Genomic DNA, 23927 nt, shown 5'->3' on the forward strand with positions numbered 1-23927 from the left:
TCGCGCAGGCGTTTGGCGGGGCTGATGCGGTCCCGCTCACCTCTCAGATCCGTGTTATTTCGACGGAAAAAGACGACCGGATCGAGATAGACGCCCTTTCATTGTTCGAAATATCGAAACAATCATCGAATTTACCGCTCTTTGAAGTCGAGGGCGGAGAAGGTGCCGACACTTTGCGAGTCGTCGGGGGCGATCTGGAGAACGGATTGCGCACCTATACCGACTGGCACATCGACGATGTCACCGAAGAGGGCGCTGCGGGTGTCGCGTCGGTCACGCTGCGCAACGGCGATGACGTAGAAGTTGCGACGTTCGATATCGCGTTCAGCGGCATCGAGGTGCTATCGGGCACCCAGGGCGACGACACATTCTATCTCGCGGCCAGCGAGATGCGCAAAGGCATCACCATCGATGGCGGTGATGGCGACTTCGACAGCCTCGTTCTGGATGGCAGCTATTCCAGCGTGTCCTATCAGGCCGCGACGGCCAACGATGGTCAGATCCTGCTGGACGGCACCGCGCTGGTCTATCAGGGGCTGGAACCGATCACACAGAATTCCGCCTCGGACGATCTGGTGATCGACCTGACGGACTTTGACGATGATGCAGTGCTGAACGCCTTCAATGCGGGCACTATGTACATCGGCACAACCGGTGGTCTCATCCCGACATTCGAGAATATCACCTTCGTCAACCCGACCAATTCGCTGACCATCAACCTGAAATCCGGGTCCGATACACTGACAGTCGAGAGTCTTTCGGCCAACTGGGACGCATCGCTGTACATCTACGGCGAATACGAGGGGGCAGAGACCTTTCTGGGCGACAGCGGCGAAGATGACGTGACCTTCTCGGGCAGCATCGACCTTGGCAGCAGCGGGTCGATGCAGGTCATTGCCGAGACGATCACGGTGAACGACAACGTCTCGATCACCGGTGATACCTCCGAAGATGGCTTTATCGAATTCCGCAGCCGCCGTCTGGGCACGGCCGAGCTGGAAAACCTGTCGCCGATCTTTCCGGGTATCCCCAAATACGCTTCCGTCGATATCGGAGAGAATGCCAGCATCGAGGCGGGCGGCGTCTACCTGATCGCCCAGGCCGAGGAACGCGGCTATGCCGAACAGCTGGAAATCTCGCAAGAGTTGGACACTAATCTGGTCGGCCCGCTGCTGGATCAGGTCACTTCGGTTCTGGGCCTGCCGTTTCAGGTTCTCGTCAAAAAGACCGATGCCAAGGTAACTGTTGCTGACGGCGCCAATATTGTCGGCCATTCCGGGGTGGGCATCTATGCCAACTCGGTCACCAACGCCTCCGGCTCGGCGGGCTTCGCGATTGCCAGCCTCGGCTGGGCGGATTCAACGGCCAATGCCGAGGTCGATATCGGCGACGCCAACATCTATTCCGACGGCTTCGTCGTCGTCACCTCCGACGCCTCTTCGACCGCCAACATGTCGGTCGAGACGAATACAAGCCTTGGCACCGTTCCGACGTCTTCCAGCAGTCAGGTCTCGCTGTCGCTGGCGGTGGCGCGGTCGACGCTGTCTTCGACGCTGACGGTAGCCGATGGTGCGAGGATCGAGGCGGGTCTGACGGCCAATCTGCTGGCCGGCGGAGAGGTCGATTCCCAGGCCTCGGCCTCATCGGGGCTGTTCTCTTCCGGTGCGGCCGGGGCGGCACTGTCGATCGAATTGTCGAATGCCGATGTTCACACAAACATCTATGGCACGGTCATCAGCCGTAACGAACCGGGCGCGGTGGTCAAGCTGGAGTTCGATCCGCTCGCAGCACCGGGCGAGCGCGGCTATGTCGATCTGGAAAATGACAAGATCTTTGTCGGTCCGAACGCGCTGGCGACCGAGGATACGGTCGTCTACACCTCCAGCCGCGGGCAGAACATCGGCGGCCTGATTGATGGCGCCACCTATTACGTGCTCAAGGATGCGGCCGATCCCAACTACATTCAGCTTGCCAAGTTCGAGGACAGCGTCTTTCGTGGCGACGCCATCGACCTGGTCGAGTTCAACGGCACGGCCAGCAGCCCGCTATACCCGGCGACCAACAACAAGTCGTTCACTGGCGCCGACGTCAATTCCGAGACGGGTGAGATCAGTCTGCCGAACGGCGCCTTTACCGGGACCGGAACCGATTTCACGACTGTCGACCAGACTTACCCGCTGGGACAGGCGGTGATCTACGAGGCGGCAGCGGGCTCTGAAATCGAGGGGCTGGTCAGCGGCAATACCTACTATGTCATCACCGGCACCAACCAGTTCAACCTGGACGGTGGCGCCCGCTCTTTTGTCGGCGCCGACGGCCAGACCATCCAGCTTGCCGAGACCGAGAACGAGGCTTACGCGGGCGTCGCGATCGAGCTTGGAAACGTGACCGGCGACGATTTCACGCTTCGGGCCGCGCATATTCTGGACCCGGGCTTTGCCACCGGCGTCGGTATCGGCGCCAACCTGGAGGTCGAGACCACGACAGAGGCCGGCGCAGGCCTCAGTTCGGCGTCCTCCAACGGGTCGAATTCCCCCGATGGCTACAATCTCAGCGACTCGTTGCTGGGCAACATCTTTTCGAACCTGATGGGGCGCATCTCGACCGAGTCTTCCTCCAACTCGGCCATGAACAGCGCCGGCGCCAGCCCCAACAGTCTGAGCGCGGCGGTCGCACTCGCCTTCGCCTATAACGATCACGATGTGTCGGCCAATGTGCATCCGACGGCGCGGATAACCTCGGGTGAAGATCTGGAGGTCAAGGCCGAGATCGAACACCTGAACAAAGGCTTTGCGTCATCGAGTACCGAGCCGCAGGAACAAAACTCGACAGGAGAGCAGAGCGCCCCGAACACCGTGAGCGCCGCGGTCATTCTGACGATCACCGACAACGACGCCCAGTCGACGATTCACAGCGGCGCCGAGATGAACGCCAAACGGGCCACCCGCGTGATTGCCGGTGTGACCTATCCCTTTGCCCAGACGCTCGATCAGTTCCTGCCGACCACGGCCGGAGAGGTGGTCGACCTGTTCAAGACCGAGGGCTACGGCGCCATCACCCAATATGTCGATGACACCTTCGGTTTGTCGAGTTTCCTGAACACGTGGTCGTCCTCGACCTCGAAGGGTGACAATGTTTCTGTTGCCGGTTCGATCAACTTCCAGGTTCAGGATACGTCGGCGATTGCCACTGTTAAGGACGGCGCGCTGATCAACCAGGACGCCTCGTTCAACGCAGACGAAACCGATCCCTACTTCGGTCAGGAGGTCGTCTCGGTCGAGGCAACGTCCTATATGCAGCAGATCGATATGGCCGGGATCTTCGGCTGGTCGCTCGGCTCGCTCGGGCTGAACGATCTGTATGTATCCAGCGGCGGCGCTTCGTTCGATGGTGGGACGCCGTTCGACACGAATTCGCCCAGCGTCGCTGGCAATAGTGGTGGCAAGGCCGGTATTGGCGCCACGCTCTACGTCAAGCTGGTGGACAACACCACTCAAGCAATCGTCGAGGATAACGCACGGATCTTCACCGGTCGCTCGGGCGGTTTCAACATGAAGGCCGAAGAGGCGCTCTTCAACCTTGGCTTTGCCCAGTCCGGCGCAGCCTCGGATTCGGGATTTGCGGTTGGCGGCACCATCTCGGTCATCAAGCAGGACAGCGACACGCTGGTCCAGTTGGGCAACCGAGCCCATGTGACGGGCGAAGATGCGCGTTTGTATGCCGGTTCGCTGGACACCCATATCGGCATCACCGGTGGCCTTTTCCTGGGGGAATCCATCGGCGTCGGCGTCTCGGTCGCGGTCAACGACGTGACCCGCAACACCCGCGCCGTGATCGGCCCCGAGGAACCGGATGCCGAGGCATCCTATACTGCGGCTAGCGCCAATTACCTCGACCTTGACGGCCAGTTGTCGGTCCGGGCTATCAACGACGGCGCGATCTGGGGCTTTTCGATTGCGGGCGCCATCCAGTCCAATGAACAGCATCCCGACCGATCTGACGATCCGCTCGACGGCGTGTCTCTGGGCATTTTGTTCGGCGATACGCCGGTGGAGAACCCTGTCACCACCGGGGTGGGGGTTTCTGGCTCTGTCGCGTTGAACTTCGTCGACGACACCACCCGCGCCGCGATCACCGATGCGGGGATGGTGAATGCCGGCTCTCTGGAGGTCACGTCTAACAACGAAACGCAGGTGGTTTCGGTTTCTGGTTCCTTCGCTATTGCCGTTTCACGCGGGCAGACCGGAAATTCCGGCACGCAGACTGGCGTCGGCGTCGCAGGCGCTGTCAGTGCCAACACTCTGGACGGCAACACCGAGGCACTGGTGCTCGGCACCGATTTTTCAATCGCCCAGGATCCGGATCCTAACGATGACAGCGTCGAAGCGACCGGCGATGGAGGCATGATCGTCGACGCCTATCGGGTGGGCGACATTTTCTCGCTCGCCGGCAGCCTGGGAGGCGCTGTTACCACCTCGCAGAGTAACAGTACCATTTCGGCTGGCGTCGCCATTTCCGTCGGCGTTAACCTGCTGTCGGGCAAGGTGCGGTCATACATGTCGGATTCCGACGCCACGGTCTACAAGGGCTCCACCCAGGTTCTGGCCACAGCCGCACCCGACATCCTGTCGATTTCCGGCGCGCTGGCGTTCTCGTATTCTGGTGGGGTCAGCGGCAGCAGCACCTCCGCCGCGGTCGGAATCGCGATTAGCGTCAACGAAATCGGCACTGAAGATGATCCGTTCGAGGTTATCGCCCGCGTACACGACTCTGATATCGAGGTAATGGACGGAGACATCACCGTTAAGGCCGACGATCTCTCCGAGATTGAGAACTACACCTACGGCGTCGCGCTGGCGATCTCGAACAGCTCTGGCGGTAGTTCCTATGCATTCAGCGGCGTCGGGTCGGTATCTGTCAACAACCTGCATACGGTCGTTTATGCCGAGGTGACCGAGGACAATGACGAAACCAAACTGAAGGCGACCAAAGGCGCCGTGTCCATCATTGCCAAAGAACATGCCGAGATCGACGCCGATGCCGGCGGCTTTGGCCTGGCTTTGGCTCTTGCAGGGAGTAGCGGCGGTGGATTTGCGGGTGGGCTGGGCCTCTCGCTTGCGATCAACAACCTCAGCTCGGACACTATGGCAGTAGTGGAAGGAGCGGAGATTACCGCGGGTACCGTGTCCAACGACGGTGACGACGACGTCGTCATCCAGGCCGACCTGACGCCCAAGATCACCGCGCTGACAATCGCCGGGGCGGGTACCGCCTCGCAGGGGGATGCCGCGCTTGCCCTGGCCGGGACCGGGTCGGGCAACCGGCTGCGCATCCGTGCGCTGGCAGATGTGGACGGCGCCACGATCACTGGCGGTGATAAGGGCATCCGCATCGAGGGCGGTTTGGGAGATGACTCGAAGATCAAGGCCGACGCGGGCGGCGTCGGGATTGCACTGGGTCTCAGTTCAACCGCATCGGTCTCGCTCGGCATTGCCGTGGCGGTCAACGATATTGAAGGGCTAGAGAACGTCACCACCCCCGCAATCGGTGCGACGATCAACGATTCCACAATTGTGACGGATGAAGGTGACCTGTCGATTGGCGCGATTTCCGGCGCCGATATCGATACATTCGTGCTGGGCGTGTCGGTGTCCGCCGATATCGGCCTCACCGACAGTACCTCCATCGGTTTCTCTGGCGCGGGCAGCGTTGCGATCAGCCGGATTGGCTACGACACCGAGGCATCCTTGACGAATTCCTCCTTCACCAGCAACGTTGGCGGCAACGCGACAGTTCTGGCGCAGGATGGCTCGACCATCGACACTTTCGCATTGGCCGGGTCCTTTACCCTGGCCGTGGCCAGTGGCGGAACAGCGGTTGCGGCGAGCATCGCCGCTTCGGTTTCGGTCAATGAGATAGAGAATGGCATCCTGGCCCGGGTCTCGGGGTCGGACATCCTGACCAGCGGCGACGTGACAGTCAGCGCCAGCACGGTACCGACCTCATCGCAGAACGCGCAGGATCAGCTCGCCGGCATTGCCGAGTTTGACTATGTCGCGACCGAGGATGCAACGATCAACGCCATCGCCATCGGCGTGGCGGGTGCGGTCGCCATCAGCCCTGGCGACGCCTCGATCTCGGCGAGCCTTGCAGGCGGTTTCGCCTTCAATGACATCGACAACACGATCACTGCCGAGATCATCGCAGACAGCACCGTTGCAGGGGTGAACGACGGCGACAAGGTCGGCAAGGTCGATGTTCTGGCCTATGACCAGGCCAACATCTTTGCCAGCGCCGACGGCGGCGCGATCAGCCTGTCCTTCGGCGATCCGGCGATCTCGATCGCGCTGGCCGCCTTCGTGTCGGTCAACGATATCGACAATGTGGTGACCGCGCGGATCTCGGATTCCACGGTTCAGGCGACCGAGACGATCAGCGTGCACGCCAGGACCACCTCGTCCATCGAGTCGATTTCGGTCGGCGCTGCGGCCTCGATTTCAATCGGCCAACAAACCGCCATCGCGATCAGCGGCGCGGGCGGTTATGTCGCCAATACGATCGGCAACACGATCACGGCCGAGATCGTCGATTCCACCGACAACTCTGGCACGCCGCGTGTCTCCGGCGGCGCAGTCGACGTCTATGCAGAAGACACCTCCAGCATGGATGGCATTGGGGTCGCTGCTTCGATAGCGTTCAGCGTCGCACTGAATCTGAAGGACGGTGTGTCCGTGTCCGTGTCGGGCGCCGGGGCGGGGGTCTACAACACGCTCAGTTCGACGCTGGATGCGAACATCACCAATTCAACCGTTTCGGCGACCGGCATCGACGAAGATACCGCAAGCATCGACAATCTTTCCGGGGATGTCCGTGTTCAGGCGGACTCCAACGTCACTTTCGACGACACCACCGTCGCCGTGTCCATTTCTGGCGCCATCTCGTTGATCTCGATCACTTTGAACGCCGCCGTGGTGATTGTGCAGAACCACGCGCTGGGTTCTGTCACCGCATCGATCGATGGAAGCACCATCAGCGCCACCGGTGATGTGACGGTGGATGCATCGGATTCCACCTCGCTCGACAGCGAAGCCGTGGGCGTCACCGTTTCGATCAGCATGGCGGGTCTTGCCGGGGCCGGTGTTGCAATCGAGAACAAGATTGATCGCGATGTCACAGCCGAGATTGTCGCAGCCAGCACTGTCACCGCTGCTGACAACGTCACAGTCGATGCCTACGCGTCGCAGAACGTGCTGAAGTCCACGGGCACCGCGGCATCCATTGCTGTGGTCCCGCTGTCGATTTCCGGTGCAGGTGTATCCGCCGAGGCGTTGGTGAACAGCAATGTGACCGCTGTTATCGACGGATCCACTGTCACCGCGACCGACGGCGATGTTGTGGTCGACGCACAGATCCATTCGCTGGCCTATGCCACTGCCCAGGGCGGCGCTTTCGGTGCCGTGTCGATCTCCGTCATGCTCGCCAGTGCCGAAGTCACCGGCCTTGTGCGGGGTGCGATCACGGGTACGTCCACCGTCACTGGCCGCAACGTTCGGGTCAACTCGGAAAGTACCGCCACTGCGGACGGCGAGCTGATTTCGGTGGGTGTCGGCCTGCTCACAGGTGCCGGTATCGGTGCTGCTCCGGATGCAGAAGAGGGCGCCAGTGGCAACGTGATGGTCAGCCGCAGCGTCGAAGCACTGATCGGTATACCAGAGGCCAGTGCGCGCCAGACGGTCACCGCGACCGGCACCGAGGAAGGCTCTGGTGAAGTCGAGGTCGAGGCCGACGCCACGCATTATGCCAACGTCGATGCGACCGCTGTCACGGTCGGCGGCGGCGCGATCAGTGCCTCGCTATCAGGGGCCGACATTTCCGGTGACATCCTGGCCGTCGTGGACGAAGGCGCGATTGTCAACGCCCGTGCTCTGATTGTGGATGCCGACAGCTATCTGGACGCCTATGTCGAGATCACGGGTGCTGCTGTGGGCTTGCTGGCTGGTGCCGGATCGAACGCCGTGGCATCGATCTCCGGCACCACGCGCGCTACCGTCGGGTCCGACCGCGACCGGGCGTCGTCGACTGTCCCCACCGCTCTGACAATCGGGGCCGGCGGTACCACTGTGCGGGCCGAGTCCGAGGCCATCGCCGAGTCCCTGTCGGACGGCGGTTCGGGCGGCGGCTTGTCGATCACAGCGCTGCTGGCCAGCACGACCATAGACACCGACGTCATCGCCAACGTCGGTCAAAGCACCCAGATCAACGGCGGCGACTTGACCGTCACCGCCGACGCTTTCCGCGATGCCGACAGTGAAGTGCTTGCTGCGGGTGTCGCTGCGATCACTGGCAGCGGCGGTTCGGCCGACAGCGCCATCATGGGAGAGACCTCTGCCAGCTTCGGCCCCGGGGATGGCACGACTCCTGGAAGCAACGCGGCCGCCACCACGATGATCAATGGCGGTGACGTCACCATCACCGCGATCGAAGACAGCGACAGTTATGCCTATACCCATGGTGGATCGGGTGGCGCCATTGCCATCGCCGCTCTTATTCCCACTGCCTACGTCACCACGACATTGGAAGCCTACGTCGGCGCGGGTACGGATATCGGGGCCGACAACCTGACGGTCACGGCCGATGCCGAGCAAAGGAAGGCTTCGGTTGATCTTCTTGTCGTGGCCGTGAGCATCGCTGGCGGCGCGGGCAGCACAGGGACTGCCTATGTTGGGTCTGCTGACAACTCGACCTACGCAACCTCCCAGGCTTGGGTCGGCGACGGGGCAGCGATCGATCTGACCGGCGACCTGACGGTAAGAAGCGTCACTTCGTACGATTATGCGTCTGTCGACGGCGATGTGGGATCAGGCGGCGGGCTGGCCATTTCGGTCCTGTTGTCCGATTCCGACCTGAGCGCCAGCTCGTTCGCCTGGCTTGGCGACAACGTCGATGTGACCGGTCGCAATGTCACAGTCGAGGCTACCAGCCAGGCAGGTACTTTCTCTGACGTGCTGGTCGGTACCGGCGCCTTGTTGGCCGGGGGTGGCGCGCAAACCAGCGCCTACACATACACTCAAACTGCCGCCTATACAGGCGATGGTGCCTCGCTGGACCTGACCGGCGATGTGAACGTCACCGCGTCGAACATAGTCGGCGAAGCCAAGGGCAAGGCCAGCGCCTATGGTGGTGGTGTGATCCTTGTCGGGGCCTCCGTATCGGATGCCTATGCGAAGAACGACGTCGAGGCCTTCCTGGGCGAAAACGGCGTGGTCATCGCCGACGATGTTACAGTAGGTGCTGTCGTCGATGATGGGGATTCCAGCCCGCCGTCCGACGCGCTGACGATGGATGGCAGCGACGATACGATCAATTTCGAACGCCACGGTTTGCAGGAAGGCGATGCCATCGCCCTGACCGGTGCGGGGTCGGCAAATGGCACCTATACGGTGATGGAGATCGCCGGAAACTCGCCCGACCCAACCGACAATTTCCGCTTCGGCGCGGCGCTGACCGTCGATTCCTCGGAAAGTTTCCTGGCGACTGCGGCCGACCTGCCTGTGATCGGCGTCACGGCAGCGATTTCCGCGATCGACACAGGATCCGATCAGATCACCTTTACCTCACCGCATGGGCTTGCGACCGGGGATACCGTTTCCAGTGATGCGGCCACTGGCGGCACGGCCTATATACGCGCGATCAACGACTTTGTGATCGAGCTATACGGGACCGAGGCACAAGCCCTCGACACCTCGTCGCAGAACGGCCTTCTCGATGTCGACGCGCCGGTGGGCGTTGATGCCACCGCGGACCGCATCTACCTTGGGGCTTCGTCCGATCTCTATACCGGGCAACTTGTCGGTTACGATCCGGGCAGCGCAGGCGCCGTGGCGCCCGTCGGACAGTTGTATTATGTCCGCGTGGTTGATGCGAACCTGAACGCAATCGAGCTTTACTCAGACCAATCCGACGCTGAAAACGGCACTGGCACGCCAGTTGACCTTACCGCGTCGACCGGAACTCACCTGATTTACCAGGCGGCGCCCGAGGGTGCGGCGCAGGTGGATGCGCTCAGCGACACCATTCGTTTTGCCTATGCGCATAATTTCGTGGACGACATGGAGATCGTCTATAAACCCAGCGGCGCGCCGATCAGCGGGTTGATTGCCGACGCGACCTACCAGGTGCGCGTGGTGGATGAGTTTACCATCCGTCTGGCCACCTCGGATTTCAACGCCAGCACCGACCGGCTGACGTTTTCGGGTGGAAACATCTCGTCCGGCGTCATCGACCCGGCCACTATGCCCTTTGCGGCAAATGATCTGGTGACCTACTCGAACACCGGGTCGACCAAGAGCTTCGAGGCTTCGTTCGTCGACCTTCAGGGCAGCGGCGAAACACCTGACACGAACAGCGGCGGTGAGCTTCTCACCACGGACAACAACACGATCTACCTGGGCACCGACGTCAATCGCGACGATGTGTACGAGGGGCATGGTTTTGCTAACGGCGATTTGGTCGTGTACGAGGTCGAGGATGGCGGAACGCCCGTCGGCGGGCTGATCTCTGGCCGTGGATACTATGTCATAGTGGTTGACACCTATCGTATTCAGTTGGCAGAAACATATTATGAATCCGTAGGTTACACAGATCCCAACGACTCTTCGAACAACATCGCGATCACTCCGATCGCGCTGACCCGCTCGGCCAGCAACGACGCGGTGCAGTCGCTGACCAAGGCTACTGACCTGCCGATCATCGGGCTGGACGAAGGGACGACCTACACTGTGGCCAGCAATGGCGGCGCATTGGCCGACGGTTTTGTCCTGCGCGACGCGTCGGGCAATACGATGTCCTTTGCGGGTACCGTGAACGTCACTCTGGCTGACGGCACTGTGGTTGCTCAGACCCTGTCCAACGCCAACCGGCTGGAACGGGTCGAGGTGAACCTGGGCGCGCCCGTCGAAGGTCGGCACGAATTCCGCGTCAATCTGGATGCGCTTCCGAGTGATCCGACGGATGCCACTGGCATGGGCCTGGAAACGACCGAGGGACGCGACATCCGCGAGGCCGTTTTCGTCTCGTTCGACGGTCAGACCAAGGCCGAGGCGCGCGGCGGCGGCGGTGGCTTCGGCGCGTTCACGTTCCCTACGGCCGATTCCGGTGCGGATGTGATGGCGCAGGCCTACATCAATGCTGACCTCGTCCGCGCAAGCGGCGATGTGACCCTCTACTCGCTGACTGACACCAACCTCGACCTTGTGGTCAGCAACATCGCCGGTGGTCTTCTCAGCGTTCAGGATTCGGATGGCGATCAGATCGCCAACAGCTATTCGACCACCGCAGTGGGCAGTTTGGCCAGCATCACAGGGGTCACAACGGGTGGGACGTCAGCCACGATCCTGAGCAGCGACAGTGCCATCACAGAACTGACCGAAGTGCAGGCGCAGGATGTCACGATCGAGGCGGCAGGCAATTTCCGCCAGTACTCGCAACTTGATTTCAACCATACGGCCGAAGTCATCGCAGACGGTGGCGGGCTGATCGCTGGCGCTGGTGCCTATGTAGAGAATGATCTGACGGCCCGTTCGAATTCGGTCATTGGTGATGGCGCCTCGATCGATGCCGAAACCGTTGATGTCAGTGCCAACATGGGTATCTTCGACAGCCCGACCTCCAGTTCGCTGTCCGGCGATCTGACCATGGATAGTTATGCTCGGGCCGAGGCCGGGGGCCTGTTCGGCGGCACACGTGCCGAGTCTGACAGTAACTTCGACTATGATTCCGCGGTGTTGATCGAAGGTAGCCTGGCTGTCGGCAAGGACCAATTGACCGATGGAACCCTGATTCAGGGGCGTCGTGGTGTCGATTTTGAAGTCAATCGGGCGAGCTATAGCTACGAGAGCGACTATCGGGCGGTGTTCTGGGGGATTGGCGCTGGGACCGGGGAAACTTTTGGTTCTGCAAGCACGCGTACCGTTATCGATGGCGATGCTGGTGCGACCATTTTTGCTGCGCCGCGTCTGATCGGCGGTGAGAATGTCCATGTCAACAACGTCCCGCCAAGCGCGTTGAACACCTATCCGGGTTACAATGACCTTGCAGTCTACGTGAGCGTTACCGGCAACTTGATCGAATGGGATTCCGATATCGAAATCAGCGCGGGTCCGTCACCGGAACTGGTGGTTGACGCCAGCGGTGACGTGGTCCGTGCCTATAACGTCAGACTGATGAACGACAGCGGTGCATTCGTATTGCCCGAGGTCGGCTCGGATGCGTTCAACGACTTCAACGGTAGCGACCAGATCGTCGTTGATGACATCATTGCCGCGAACCTTGGGTCGGTTGTCTTCAATGCGCCGTTTGGCAGCATCAGCCAGGAAAACGGAAATTTCGATGGCAAACACTGGGCCGAACTGCGGGTGTTGCGCGGGTTTGGCGAAGTGCGGCTGACCAACCTGTCCGATTACGATCTGGTGGTGAACCGGATCGACATGATCGCCGAGGCCGGCCAGGCCCGCGTGCTGCTGGTCGACCTGGATCTTCTCGAAAGCGCCATGCAGTTCTCGATCAAGGAAAGCTATGGCAACGCCCTGATCGACATCCGCAATCTCGGGGCAGGGAACATCGTTCTCGCCGGAAGCAACGTCAACGGCGCCTCGCTTGAGAACCCGTTGGGCGAGACCCGCATCCTGAACACGGGTGGCGACATCCTGACCGGGGGTGCGGTCATCCGTACCAATACGATGGGCGATGCCGGCCTGGCGCGCAGCTTCCGCGATACAGAGTTCATGTCCCACGCGGTGGACGAACTGGAAGTCACCGCCCAAACCGGGGCCTCGGGCGCTGTGGAACTGGTGCGGACCGATGGCGGGAACTGGGCCGACATGGGGATCGGGGAACGTGGCCTGATCCGCGTCGGTGACGAGGTCCATCAGGTGGCCGACGTGAACGGCGATACGCTGACACTGACCCGCGCCTCTTCGATTTCCGCCGGGACCGCGACCCGTATCGTCTCGCTGTTCCACGGGATCGAGGCGACCACGGGCGACATCGGACTCGATAGTTCGGCGATCAAGGTGGATCTGACCCGCCTCGCCAGTGAGAACGAAGCTCTTTATGCGGCTTCGGGCGACAGCATCTGGATGGATCTTGGCCTGCGCCTCCGTACCGGCGACACCACACAGACCACAGCCACCGTGGCGGTTGGCATCGTGGCGGCGGCGACCGAGGCGACACTTGCCCTGCGCTCTGCCGTTCGCGAGGACGAGGATGGTCAGAGCCAGGGTGTTCTCGTCACTGGCGATCCCGGAGACCCCCTCACCGGCGACACCGGCGACAATGGCACCTACTACCAGTTCTTCTATGATGATCCGGATACCGTGAACCGTGATCTCGGACCCGGTGCGGGCTATTCCGCCACGGCGACCGAGTTGACCTCCACCACCTGGGACTTCGACCTGATCGAGGCAGGCAGCCGGATCACGGTAAACGGCACCGATCCCGATGGTTCGACTGTGCGCGCGCCAGGCGACAACACTGTCCGGATCGTCGCGGACACCAATATCCGCCAGGGCGACACCGATGGTGATGGCGCGCATTACATCGATGCCGCCACCAATGGTGATATCGTTCTGACCGAGATCGACGCCGTTCTGAGCGGCGACCTCGACGATCTGCGCGTCGGACGAATCGACTCGTCCGCTGGTGACGTGACGCTGGAGGCACCGCGCCAAATCCTCGATTCCGATCCGGCCGACGGCACCCCTGATCCTTGGGACGTTGGCGGCGTCAATATCACCATGACCGCCCTTACCGGCGGCATCGGCACCGACGCGGACTTCCTGGAAATCAATCTGGTCGACAGCGTTCTGGACGTGTCGCAGACCGGTGTCCTGACCGCAGATGCCCAGCGCACCATCCGGATCACCGAGACCGCCGGCAACATGCGCGTGAACACGGTGGATTCCGAACTGGGCGATGTCACGCTGACGACCCGAGCTGGGTCCATCCTGGACTCGAACTCCGGTGCCGGCGAAGACAACAACATCACCGGTCGCAACGTCGATCTGTTGGCCGATGGCGGCTCCATCGGTCTGTACTCGGACGATTTGGATATCGATTCCGGTATTCTGGGTGACTGGTCCGGTGTGGTGACAGCCGATGGCGACGCTGGCGTCTACCTGACCGAGACGGCGAACGAGTTGAACCTCCTTTACGCCCTGTCCACAGGCGGCGCCGTTCGGTTGACTATGCCCGATACGCCCGCCACGCCGACCCTGCCGGCTTCGCCTTACAGCCATGCAGAGGTACCACGTATTCTGCCGCGCAACGTGTCGTCTCCGGCCGAGGACCTGTATCTACTGGAAAACGGCACTCGCCTGGTGGTTCAGAACGCGGTGCAAAGCTTTGATAACGCCCGTGTGGATGCCTTCAACACAGTGGATCTCTGGGTTGGCGATAACCTTTCGATGGAGTCCAACAGCCTGATCATCGCCGGTCAGACGGTAACGATGCAGCTCGACACCACCCGCACCGGCTCGTCCCGTTCGACCACCGATGCCGACGACGGTTATGGAAGCAATGCCGAGCTGACCGGAACCATTCAGACCCGCGGCGACCAGAACAGCGACCAGTTCCTGCTGCAATCCGGCGACGACGTGGACATCATTACGGTGAATTCGCTGAAGCTGATTACTCAAGGCTACATTCGCACGGCCGGCGACGAGGATGAGATCACCGTCAACACGCTGATGACGATGGACACCTATCGCAACAACGGCTATCGCGACACGCTTGACCTTGACGGGGCCGAAGGCACCGATGTCTATGTCATAAACACCACTGGCACCTACGGCGAAGAGCGCGACTATGTGATCAATGTGCTCGACACCGGCGCGCCGGATGATGGCGCCGACACGTTGGCGATCACCGGTTCGGACGGCGCCGACGTGTTCCTGCTGCGCGAGATCACGGCAATCGAGAACCGAACCACCGACCGGCCGGGCTTCGTTACGCTGCTGCATGCCGATCCGAACGGCACGGACACATCGCTGGACAACGCCATCGACCAGGCGCAGACTTCCGCCGATCGTCCGGTCAGCGTACAACGGGTCAACTATGACCGCGCCGTCAACGGTCGGCTGACCGTCTATGGCCTTGGTGGCGACGACATGTTTGCCGTTGATGGCAACAGCACGATTACCACGTTGGACGCCGGGGCAGGGGCCGACCGCTTCCAGATAGGCCAGTTCCACGGTGTCCTGGATGCCGACAATCCCGAAGGCGCGGCCTTCCACCTGAATGCGGCCCCTGGCGATGAGCCGGCAGTAATTATCCGCACCACGCGTGGCTATATTTCCGCGGGACCGTCCCAGCCATTGGTTGCCAAAGGGGGCGATGGCGGCGACACCTTCACCGTCTATTCGAACAAGGCAGAGATCCGACTGGAAGGCGACGCAGGCAACGATATCTTCGTGGTACGCGCCTTTGCGCTGGCCGATGAGAACTTTGACCCGATCCTCGACCGGTACTCCGTCGAGGGCCGAAACATCATCAACACTGGCACCGGCGAAGACCAGGTAACCTACAACCTCAACGCGCCGGTCTCTATTGATGGCGGCGCCGGCTATGACAAGGTTGTCGTCCTCGGTACAGAGTTTGGAGACGCATTCGTGATCCGCGAAGATGGCGTCTTTGGCGGCGGCTTGAACGTCAGCTTTGAGAATATCGAGGTGCTCGAAGTCGATGGTCTGGAAGGCGACGACGACTTCTTCGTCCTGTCCACCCCCATCGGCGTGGCGGTGCGCATCATCGGCAACCTCGGCAGCGATGTGATCAACATCGCCGGCGACGTGACCGAACAGATCAGCAGCGCAGGGCTGGAAGGGCAGAGTTCCGTCATCAACCATGATGTCCTCAGCGACGGACGCTACGAGGGCCTGTCCATCGAAGGTGTCGAGATGACCGTGGCGGGTGACGGCAGCGGTCCGGTCAGCATTCGCGAGGTCGACGAGAACGGCGACGAAGACGGTTATTCCGTTGTTCGCGAAGGTGATTTCGGCGACCGCTATGAGATCTCGCTCAACGAGGCAATTGCGGTAGGCACCCGGGTTTATATCACTGTTTCCGCAGCCCGCTCGTCGGACGACGAGGATGCCTGGGACCCGACCGAGGCGCCGCGCATCCTGCTGGATCGCGATGGCGATGGCATTCCGGACGGCGGCGACTCGGTCCTGATCGGCGCCTCCGAGGGCGATTACTTCGACACGGTTTCGGTCAACGGAACCGACGAACAGGTTCCGACCCGCGATGTCGTTCTGGTTTTCGACTCGACCAACTGGTCCGACGCGCAGACCGTCTGGATTGCCGCCTCGGACGACAGCCTGGAAGAGGGCGAGCGCAAGATCGTCATCAGCCATAGTGTTCAGGCGATCAATGAAAACGGCGCAGATCAAGACGCCGTTGATCTGTACGACGGCCTTGCCGTGCGCAATGTCGAGGTCACGATTCTGGACAACGATCAGGCCGATGTGATCCTGACGCATGAGGGTACGGATACCCGCGTTCTCGAAGGCCCCGAAGGGTTCACCGACCGGGTCGGGATCTCGCTCAGCCGTGCACCAGACCCCGGCGAGACGGTAACCATCTCGCTGGCCGAATTGTTTGCACCGGGTACGGATGCGCAGCTGGCGTTCGACACGCCCACGATCACGTTCGACAGCTCGGATTGGGATAGCGTCAAATACGTCACGCTGACCGCCATTGACGATAGCACGCCCGAAGACCCACGTGGTCTTCAGATCCAGGCGACGGTAACCTCGAGCGGCGGCGCGTTCGAGAATGCCGCCACCCAGGTACTGGGTGTCAAGGTTCTGGACAACGACACCCCCGGTGTGGTCATCACCGAAAGCGCGGGCGACACTTTGGTGACGCCGCTTGCCAACGACGATTACACCATCCGGCTGACCTCTGCGCCTCTTGCGGGTGAGGTGGTGACAATTCCGCTGTTGACCGACGGTCAGGCATCCATCGTCAGCGCCTTCGACACATCCGACAACAGCAGCCGCCTGATCCAGGACGTCGATGTCGGTACTTTCGAGGTCGCCGAGTTCTTCGACGGTCCGGTCACTTTCTCGGGTGATACAATCACCCGTACCGACTTGGGTTCTTTCGTGGATGCCAATGTCTACGTGGGCGCCCGCATCGCGATTTCCGGCAGCACGGCGAATGATACCGGCACCGAAGAATACTACACGGTCACCGCTGTCACCGACACCACGATCACGCTTGCCGGCGCCAGTTTTGCCAGCGGGTCCGACGCGACCGCCTCGCTGGGCGAAGTGTCCATCGACATGCTGTTCAACGGACAGGTGATTTTCGGCGACGAGACCATCACCGAGAACGGCGTCACCGTCGATGGCGACACCATCACGCGCACCGACGGCGGCAGCTGGTACGCCGACGGGTTCCTGCCGGGGCACGAAATTCGCATAGGAAGCGGGTCGAATGCGGGACTGTACCAGATCGCGCTTTTGGAGATCGATGTTCTGGGGCGCGAGTTCCTGCGCCTTACACCGTCCGCCTCTCTGACCACCGGCACCGACAATGTCCGCATCGTCCGCGTGGCCGATGCTGTCCAGTTCGACGACAGCAACTGGGCGACCGAGGTCCGGATCACCGTCGAGGCCAACGAAGACTATACCCTGCCGGTCTACTTGCAGAACAAGATGTCGTTCTCGTCCGTGCACCGGTTGACCAACATCCAGGGTCCAGTGTCGGTCGAGGGCGGTGTGACAGGTGCCGACCGCACCCTGATCCCTGCGATCATCCTGCCGGGCGAGACGCCGGGCGAAGCCGTCGACATCGGCCCGCAACCCGACGAGTACGCGCAGATCGATGTCCTGAACATCTTCGACGATGCTTCGCAAGAGGATAAGTCGGGCGTCTTGACCTCTACCGGTCTTACCGGCTTAGGGATGGCCACCGAACTCAGCTTCGAGGAAACCGATTTCGGCGAACCCACCACCGTCCCGGGCGGTATCTCGTGGGGTACCCAGGTGGTCGACGCGAGCGGCAACTTCAGCACCGATCCGCTACTGTCCAGCATTGAAATCCTTAACGTCATGATGGGCCGTGGCGACGACGCCCTGCGCATTGACGGAACGCTGCAACCCACCACATCGGGACAGGGCGGCGAGACTGCGATCCATGGCGGCCTGACCATGATCCACGGCGGCGGCAACCGGACCGAGAACGGCGGCGACCTGATCATGGTCGACGGCGGCGGTGGGTCTGAATCTCTTCTGGTGATCTATGGCGACACATCCCAGGATGGCCTGTTTTATTCCGGCTCGGGCGAAGATAGTGACGGGCACAACTTCGGCGAGCGGCCGTTCCCGCCGTTCACCACCGAGGCGCTGGCCGACATCCGGTCCAGCTTCATCATGCCACTGGCCGATCCGTTCCTGATCGCAGGCAAGGACCAAATCCTGGTCTTCGCCGAACTGGCCGGAGAGATGACTTTCGACGCAACCGCCCTGACTATCTCGGCCACGTCGAGTTGGTTGGATGCGGGCTTCCGCAAGGGGCGCGCGATCGAGGTCGAACTGGCCAATGGCGCGACCGCCAGCTATCGCATCGCCGAGGTTTCGAATGACGGCCTGACCCTGACGCTGGAAGACGGTTCGATCCTGCCGGATGGCCTGCGCCAAGCCCGGGTCACTGCGGGCGGCGATGCTGGCAAGGTGACCGCCTATGGCGGCGCCAACGATGATCTGATCATGGGCAGCCGCCACGGCGACCATCTGGCTGGCGGTGGGGGGAACGATGTTATCTTCGGCCAGCAGGGCCTCGACCAGATCTGGGGTGACAGCGGCTTCAACGTCGACATCTTTGGCGATTTGACGGTCTACAACGACGATACGCTGACAATCGCTGAAAAGCGCGATCTGGCCGGGCCAGTTCTGACCATTCCAGTTGCAGGCGCGCTGATCTCCGAGGCGGGCGATGCCATGATCGTGGGGGACGATTCCGTCTTTGCAGGCATGGGCGACGATGTCGTCTTTGGCGATCACGGTCGTATCGACGTGACCGAACCGCCGCTGCGGATCCGGACCACGGCCTATGAGTACATTGTAGAGATCGCTAGCTCAGAGATCGACAACGGCGGTGACGACCTGATCTTTGGCGATGCCGGGCGCGATATCCTGATCGGTGGCGCGAACCGGGTGGTGCAGGGTGTGCCGAACGGCGACCGGATCGACGGTGGCACCGACCAGGACCTGATCTTTGGCGACAATGTCACGCTGGTACAGCGCGCGGAGGGACCGCACCAGGACCAGGATGCACGTATCGTGCGCCTGACCGGGTCGACGATCTACAACCGCGATGGCTCGGCCAACGTGGACACGATAACGCGGTTCTTCGACCCGCGACACGCGGGATCGCCTTGGACCGCCTTCGAGATTACCGAGCTCTATCACGACGTTGCCTATCAGGCGCGCAACGATGGTCAGTTCGGCAATGACGACATCGCGGGTGGTGCCTCGCACGACAAGATCTTTGCGCAACTCGGGGATGATTCCGTCCAGGGCGACGGTGCGATCCTCGACCTCCCGGTGTCGGCCACACGCGACGCGGACGGAATGCTTGTGCACGTGCCCTCGTTCGAGGCCGAAACCGATGGCGACGACTATGTCGAAGGTGGCGGCGGCAACGACCTGATCTTTGGCAACCTGGGTCAGGACGATCTGATCGGTGGTAGTTCTTCGTTGTATACGCTCGTAACACCCGAGCAGCGCCCGGACGGGTCTGACGTTATCTTTGGCGGGGCAGGGACCCAGATCGCCATCGACATCCTTGGTACCGATGCAAACAGCATGCTGGGCGCCCCGTCGGAACATGGTCGTGATGCAGATGTGATCGTCGGCGACAACGGCAACATCTTCGACCTTCTCGATGCTCCCAACGTCTGGCTGGCCTACAACTACGACAGGACCCCGGACATCGGCAACAACACGGCCGATCCCTCGCAAGCGCACCTGCGCGGCGACATCCGCCTGATCCCGCGTGCCGTGGTTCAGTTGGACTACACGCCGGGCACCGATGTCGGCAGCCTCGGCGCCAGCGACCTTGTCTATGGCGAGGACGGCGATGACATCATCTACCTGATGACGGGCAACGACGTGGGCTATGGCAACGGCCACGACGACCAGATCATCGGCGGCACCGGTGACGACCGTATCTTTGGCGGGACAGGCGAAGACGGTCTGCTTGGCGACGATGGCGTGATCCGGGTCAGCCGCAACGGTCTGGCCGAGCCGCTGAACGGCATCGGGGCAGAGGCGCAGCAGACCCTTTCGATCCCCGGGCCCTGGATCGGCGCAGAGGTGGATCTGGAAGGTTACCTGAAGATCACCGTCGACGCGATCCTGCCCAAAGAGGGTGGCAATGACATCATCTACGGTGGTCTGGGTGACGATTTCATCCATGCCGGAGCCGGGGATGATGCAGCTTCGGGCGCCGAGGCGCTGCCGATCTTCCACAACGACACCCGGCCCATCGCCAATACGCCGATGCTGTACGAACCGGACAGCGGAATCCTGTCAGAGTTCTATGATCGTACGACCGGCAGCTACCAGACCTTCTATGACCCGTACGATCCGCGCCCGATCATCGAGAATTACTTCCTGAACTTCCGGACCTTCGATGACGACGGCAACTTGATCGAGGATGGCAAGGACGCGATCTTTGGCGGCGACGGCAACGACGTCGTGTTTGGCGGCACGGGCCATGACCGGATGTTTGGCGGGTGGGGAGATGATTATCTCCAGCTCGACGATAACCTGGGTACAAACGGCGGCCTGAACGACACTTCGGACAGTGCGGTTACCCCGCAAACCACTGGCGGTGCGGCTGATTTCGCCTTTGGCGGCGGCGGTCGCGATGTGCTGATCGCCAACTCTGGCACCGATCGGATGTTCGACTGGACCGGCGAATACAACAGTTTCATCGTCCCGTTCTCGCGGTTCGGTGCGCCCACCGTAAACCGGTTGCCATCGCCGCACGCCGTCGAGTTCCTGTTGGATCTGGCCGAGGCCACGGGCGCCGCGACCAGCCGGGCCGAAGCCTATGACCTGATCGCCATGGTGACGCCGCGGGATCCCGAATGGGGTGACCAGCACGGTGCCCCGCGTGATCCGCAGCCCGGAAATGGTCGGGGCGCTTATGACAGCGCCGGCGGGCCCGAGAACGACACCGTTCGTGCGCCGTTGCAAACGGCCGCGGGTTCCACCCCGTCCGGCCCGGCCGAGCCCGGCACCATCGAGGTGGGGCTCCAGATCGAAAAGGCGATCAACGCCGCAGATCCGTGGTTCCCGACCGATGCCGAGGATGCGGACACCGCCGCCGAGGCTGTCGAACTTGCTGTCGGGACCGATGTGATCTGGACCTATCTCGTGTCGAACACCGGGGACGAGTCGCTTCACCGGGTGTCGGTCAGCGACACTGCATCGGATGGCGGCCGATTCACTCCCACCTATGTCGCGGGCGATGCCAACGATAACCGGCGTCTCGATCCGGGCGAGGTGTGGCTGTACACGTCCGAAGGCGTTGGTGATCACACCGTTGTGGCGGGGACCTATTCAAACGTCGCCACCGTGACCGCGCGCGGAGCGCGGGGCGCGACTCCGACGGACTCGGACGGAAACCATCACGTGGGCGTCGTGGTCACCGACCCGCCGCCGTCCGTCACGATCGAAAAGGCGATCAATGCTCTGGATGCCTTCAACCCCACCGTCGCTGAGGATGCCGACACCGGGCCCGGTCCGGTGCTCGAGACGGGGTCTGCCGTATTGTGGACTTATCTGATCACCAATGTCGGCACCGTTTCGGTCTCGCTGGACAGCATCGTGGATGACGCGGGCACTCCGAACGACACTTCGGATGACCGCACACCGGTCTATGTCTCCGGCGACGACGGCAACGGTATTCTGGATCCCGGCGAGACCTGGCTGGCGTCCCTGGACGGCGTCGCCGCCGATGGCCCCTACGTCAACGAGGTAACGGTGACGGTCAGGGACACATACGGCCGCGTCGCGACAGACACGGACGTGAACCACCACACCGGAACCACCATACCCGGTGGCTCGGAGGTGACACTCGTCAAGGCGGTCAACGCGGCCGACCCGTGGAATCCGACCGCTGCCGAAGACGCCAACGCGCCGAGCGGCCCAGAGCTGACGGCAGGCGACGCGGTCGTCTGGACCTATCTTGTCGGTAACGAGGGCGGCGGCGCGCTTGCCATTGCATCGCTGATTGACGATGCGGGCACGCCAGACGACATTTCCGATGATTTCTCGCCCGTCTATGTTTCTGGCGACGCTAACAACAACGGCCTGCTCGATACCGACGAAACCTGGCTTTACAGTGCCGTTGGCATCGCCACGCTGGGCGATTACGTCAACGTAGCGACTGTTACCGCATCCGATGCCGACGGCACGCAGGTCAGCGACAGCGACCTGGCCCGTTATCATGGCTCTCCACCGCCGGGCACGCCCGAAATCACGCTGGAAAAAGCGGTGAATGCTGTCGATCCGCTGAACCCGACCAAGGCGGAGGATGCTGACACGATCCCGGTCAAGGTTCGTGCCGGGCAGGACGTGACCTGGACCTATCTTCTGTCCAATACGGGTGATGTGGCCGTGACGGTGGTGGCTATTACAGACGACGCAGGTACACCGACCGACACGTTCGATGACTTCGCGCCAATCTATGTCTCCGGTGACGATGGCAATGGGCTGCTCGATCCGGGCGAGACCTGGCTGTATTCAGCGACCGGCATCGCGCCGGAAGGGGACTACGAGAACGTTGCCACCGCCTTTGCGACGAGTGGCTCGAACCAGCAGGCATCGGCCACCGACAATGCGCGACTCACCGGCGTTGCGGATCGGGTGCAACTGGTCAAGGCGGTCAATGCCGTCAACGTCTACGCACCCACCGATCTCGAAGATGCCAACGATGCGCCAGGGCCGTTGTTCGTCGAAGGAACACCACTCATTTGGACCTACCTTGTTACCAACGACGGGGCGGGCGAGGTTGTTCTGGACAAGCTCACCGGCGTGATCGACGACGCCGGCACGCCGGACGATACCAGCGACGATTTTGCCGCGATCTATGTCGATGGCGACACTGACAACGACGGGATGCTGGATGTCGGCGAGACATGGCTGTTCACCTCCGAAGGGGCGTTCGAAGCCTCGGCCACGACCGGCAACTACGCCAACGCCGCCGCGGTCTTTGCGGGTGAGGACCGGTCGATCACGGACACGGATCTGGCGCATCACTATGGTATGGATCAAGGAAATGCCGCAGGTCTTACGCCCGGCTTCTGGAAGAACAACGCCACCGAACACGGCGCCTCCGCTTGGCCCACGACTTCGGACGGCACGCTGATCTACACCCCCGAACAGACGCTGGATACAGTTTTCGACATTCCTGCCAGCTACGCCCATCTGGCCGGCGTGACCCTGGTCGATGCGCTTGATCTCAACGGGGGCGGCGAAAATGCTCTAATGCGCCACGCCGTCGCTGCCTTGTTGAATGCCACCAGCGCCCAGGTTGGGTATCCGGCCTCTGCGCCGCAGGTCATCGCCTGGACAAACGAGGCGCTCCTCAGCGGGGCCAATACCACTCTGAACAGTCAAAAAGACGTGTTTGCTGGCTGGAACGAACTGGAAGCGGACCTGGATCAGCACGGCCGCAGCCAGAGCTATCTGGATATCGTTGCGCAGTCCGATATCTACGTCCCGTGGCTGTTGGATGATCCAGCGACGCCGGATGCCGCCGACTATCTGGTCTATGACGATGAAACCAGTACGTTCGTTCGGCCTCCAAGTGGAGGGGCGGTGCACTTCGGATTATAAGCGCCGGTGTAT

General features: G+C 61.7%; 1 protein-coding gene. It reads left to right on the top strand.

The genetic code is table 11. The annotated features are described in order from the left end of the window. The first annotated feature begins 206 nt into the window (after positions 1-206). Entirely contained in the window at positions 207-23915 is a 23709-nt protein-coding gene (locus AC2FLM_RS15670) for a CLIPPER-2 domain-containing protein (protein WP_496859113.1), read from the top strand. Positions 23916-23927 lie beyond the last annotated feature (12 nt).

This window comes from Ruegeria sp. SAZD011 (genome assembly GCF_059612545.1).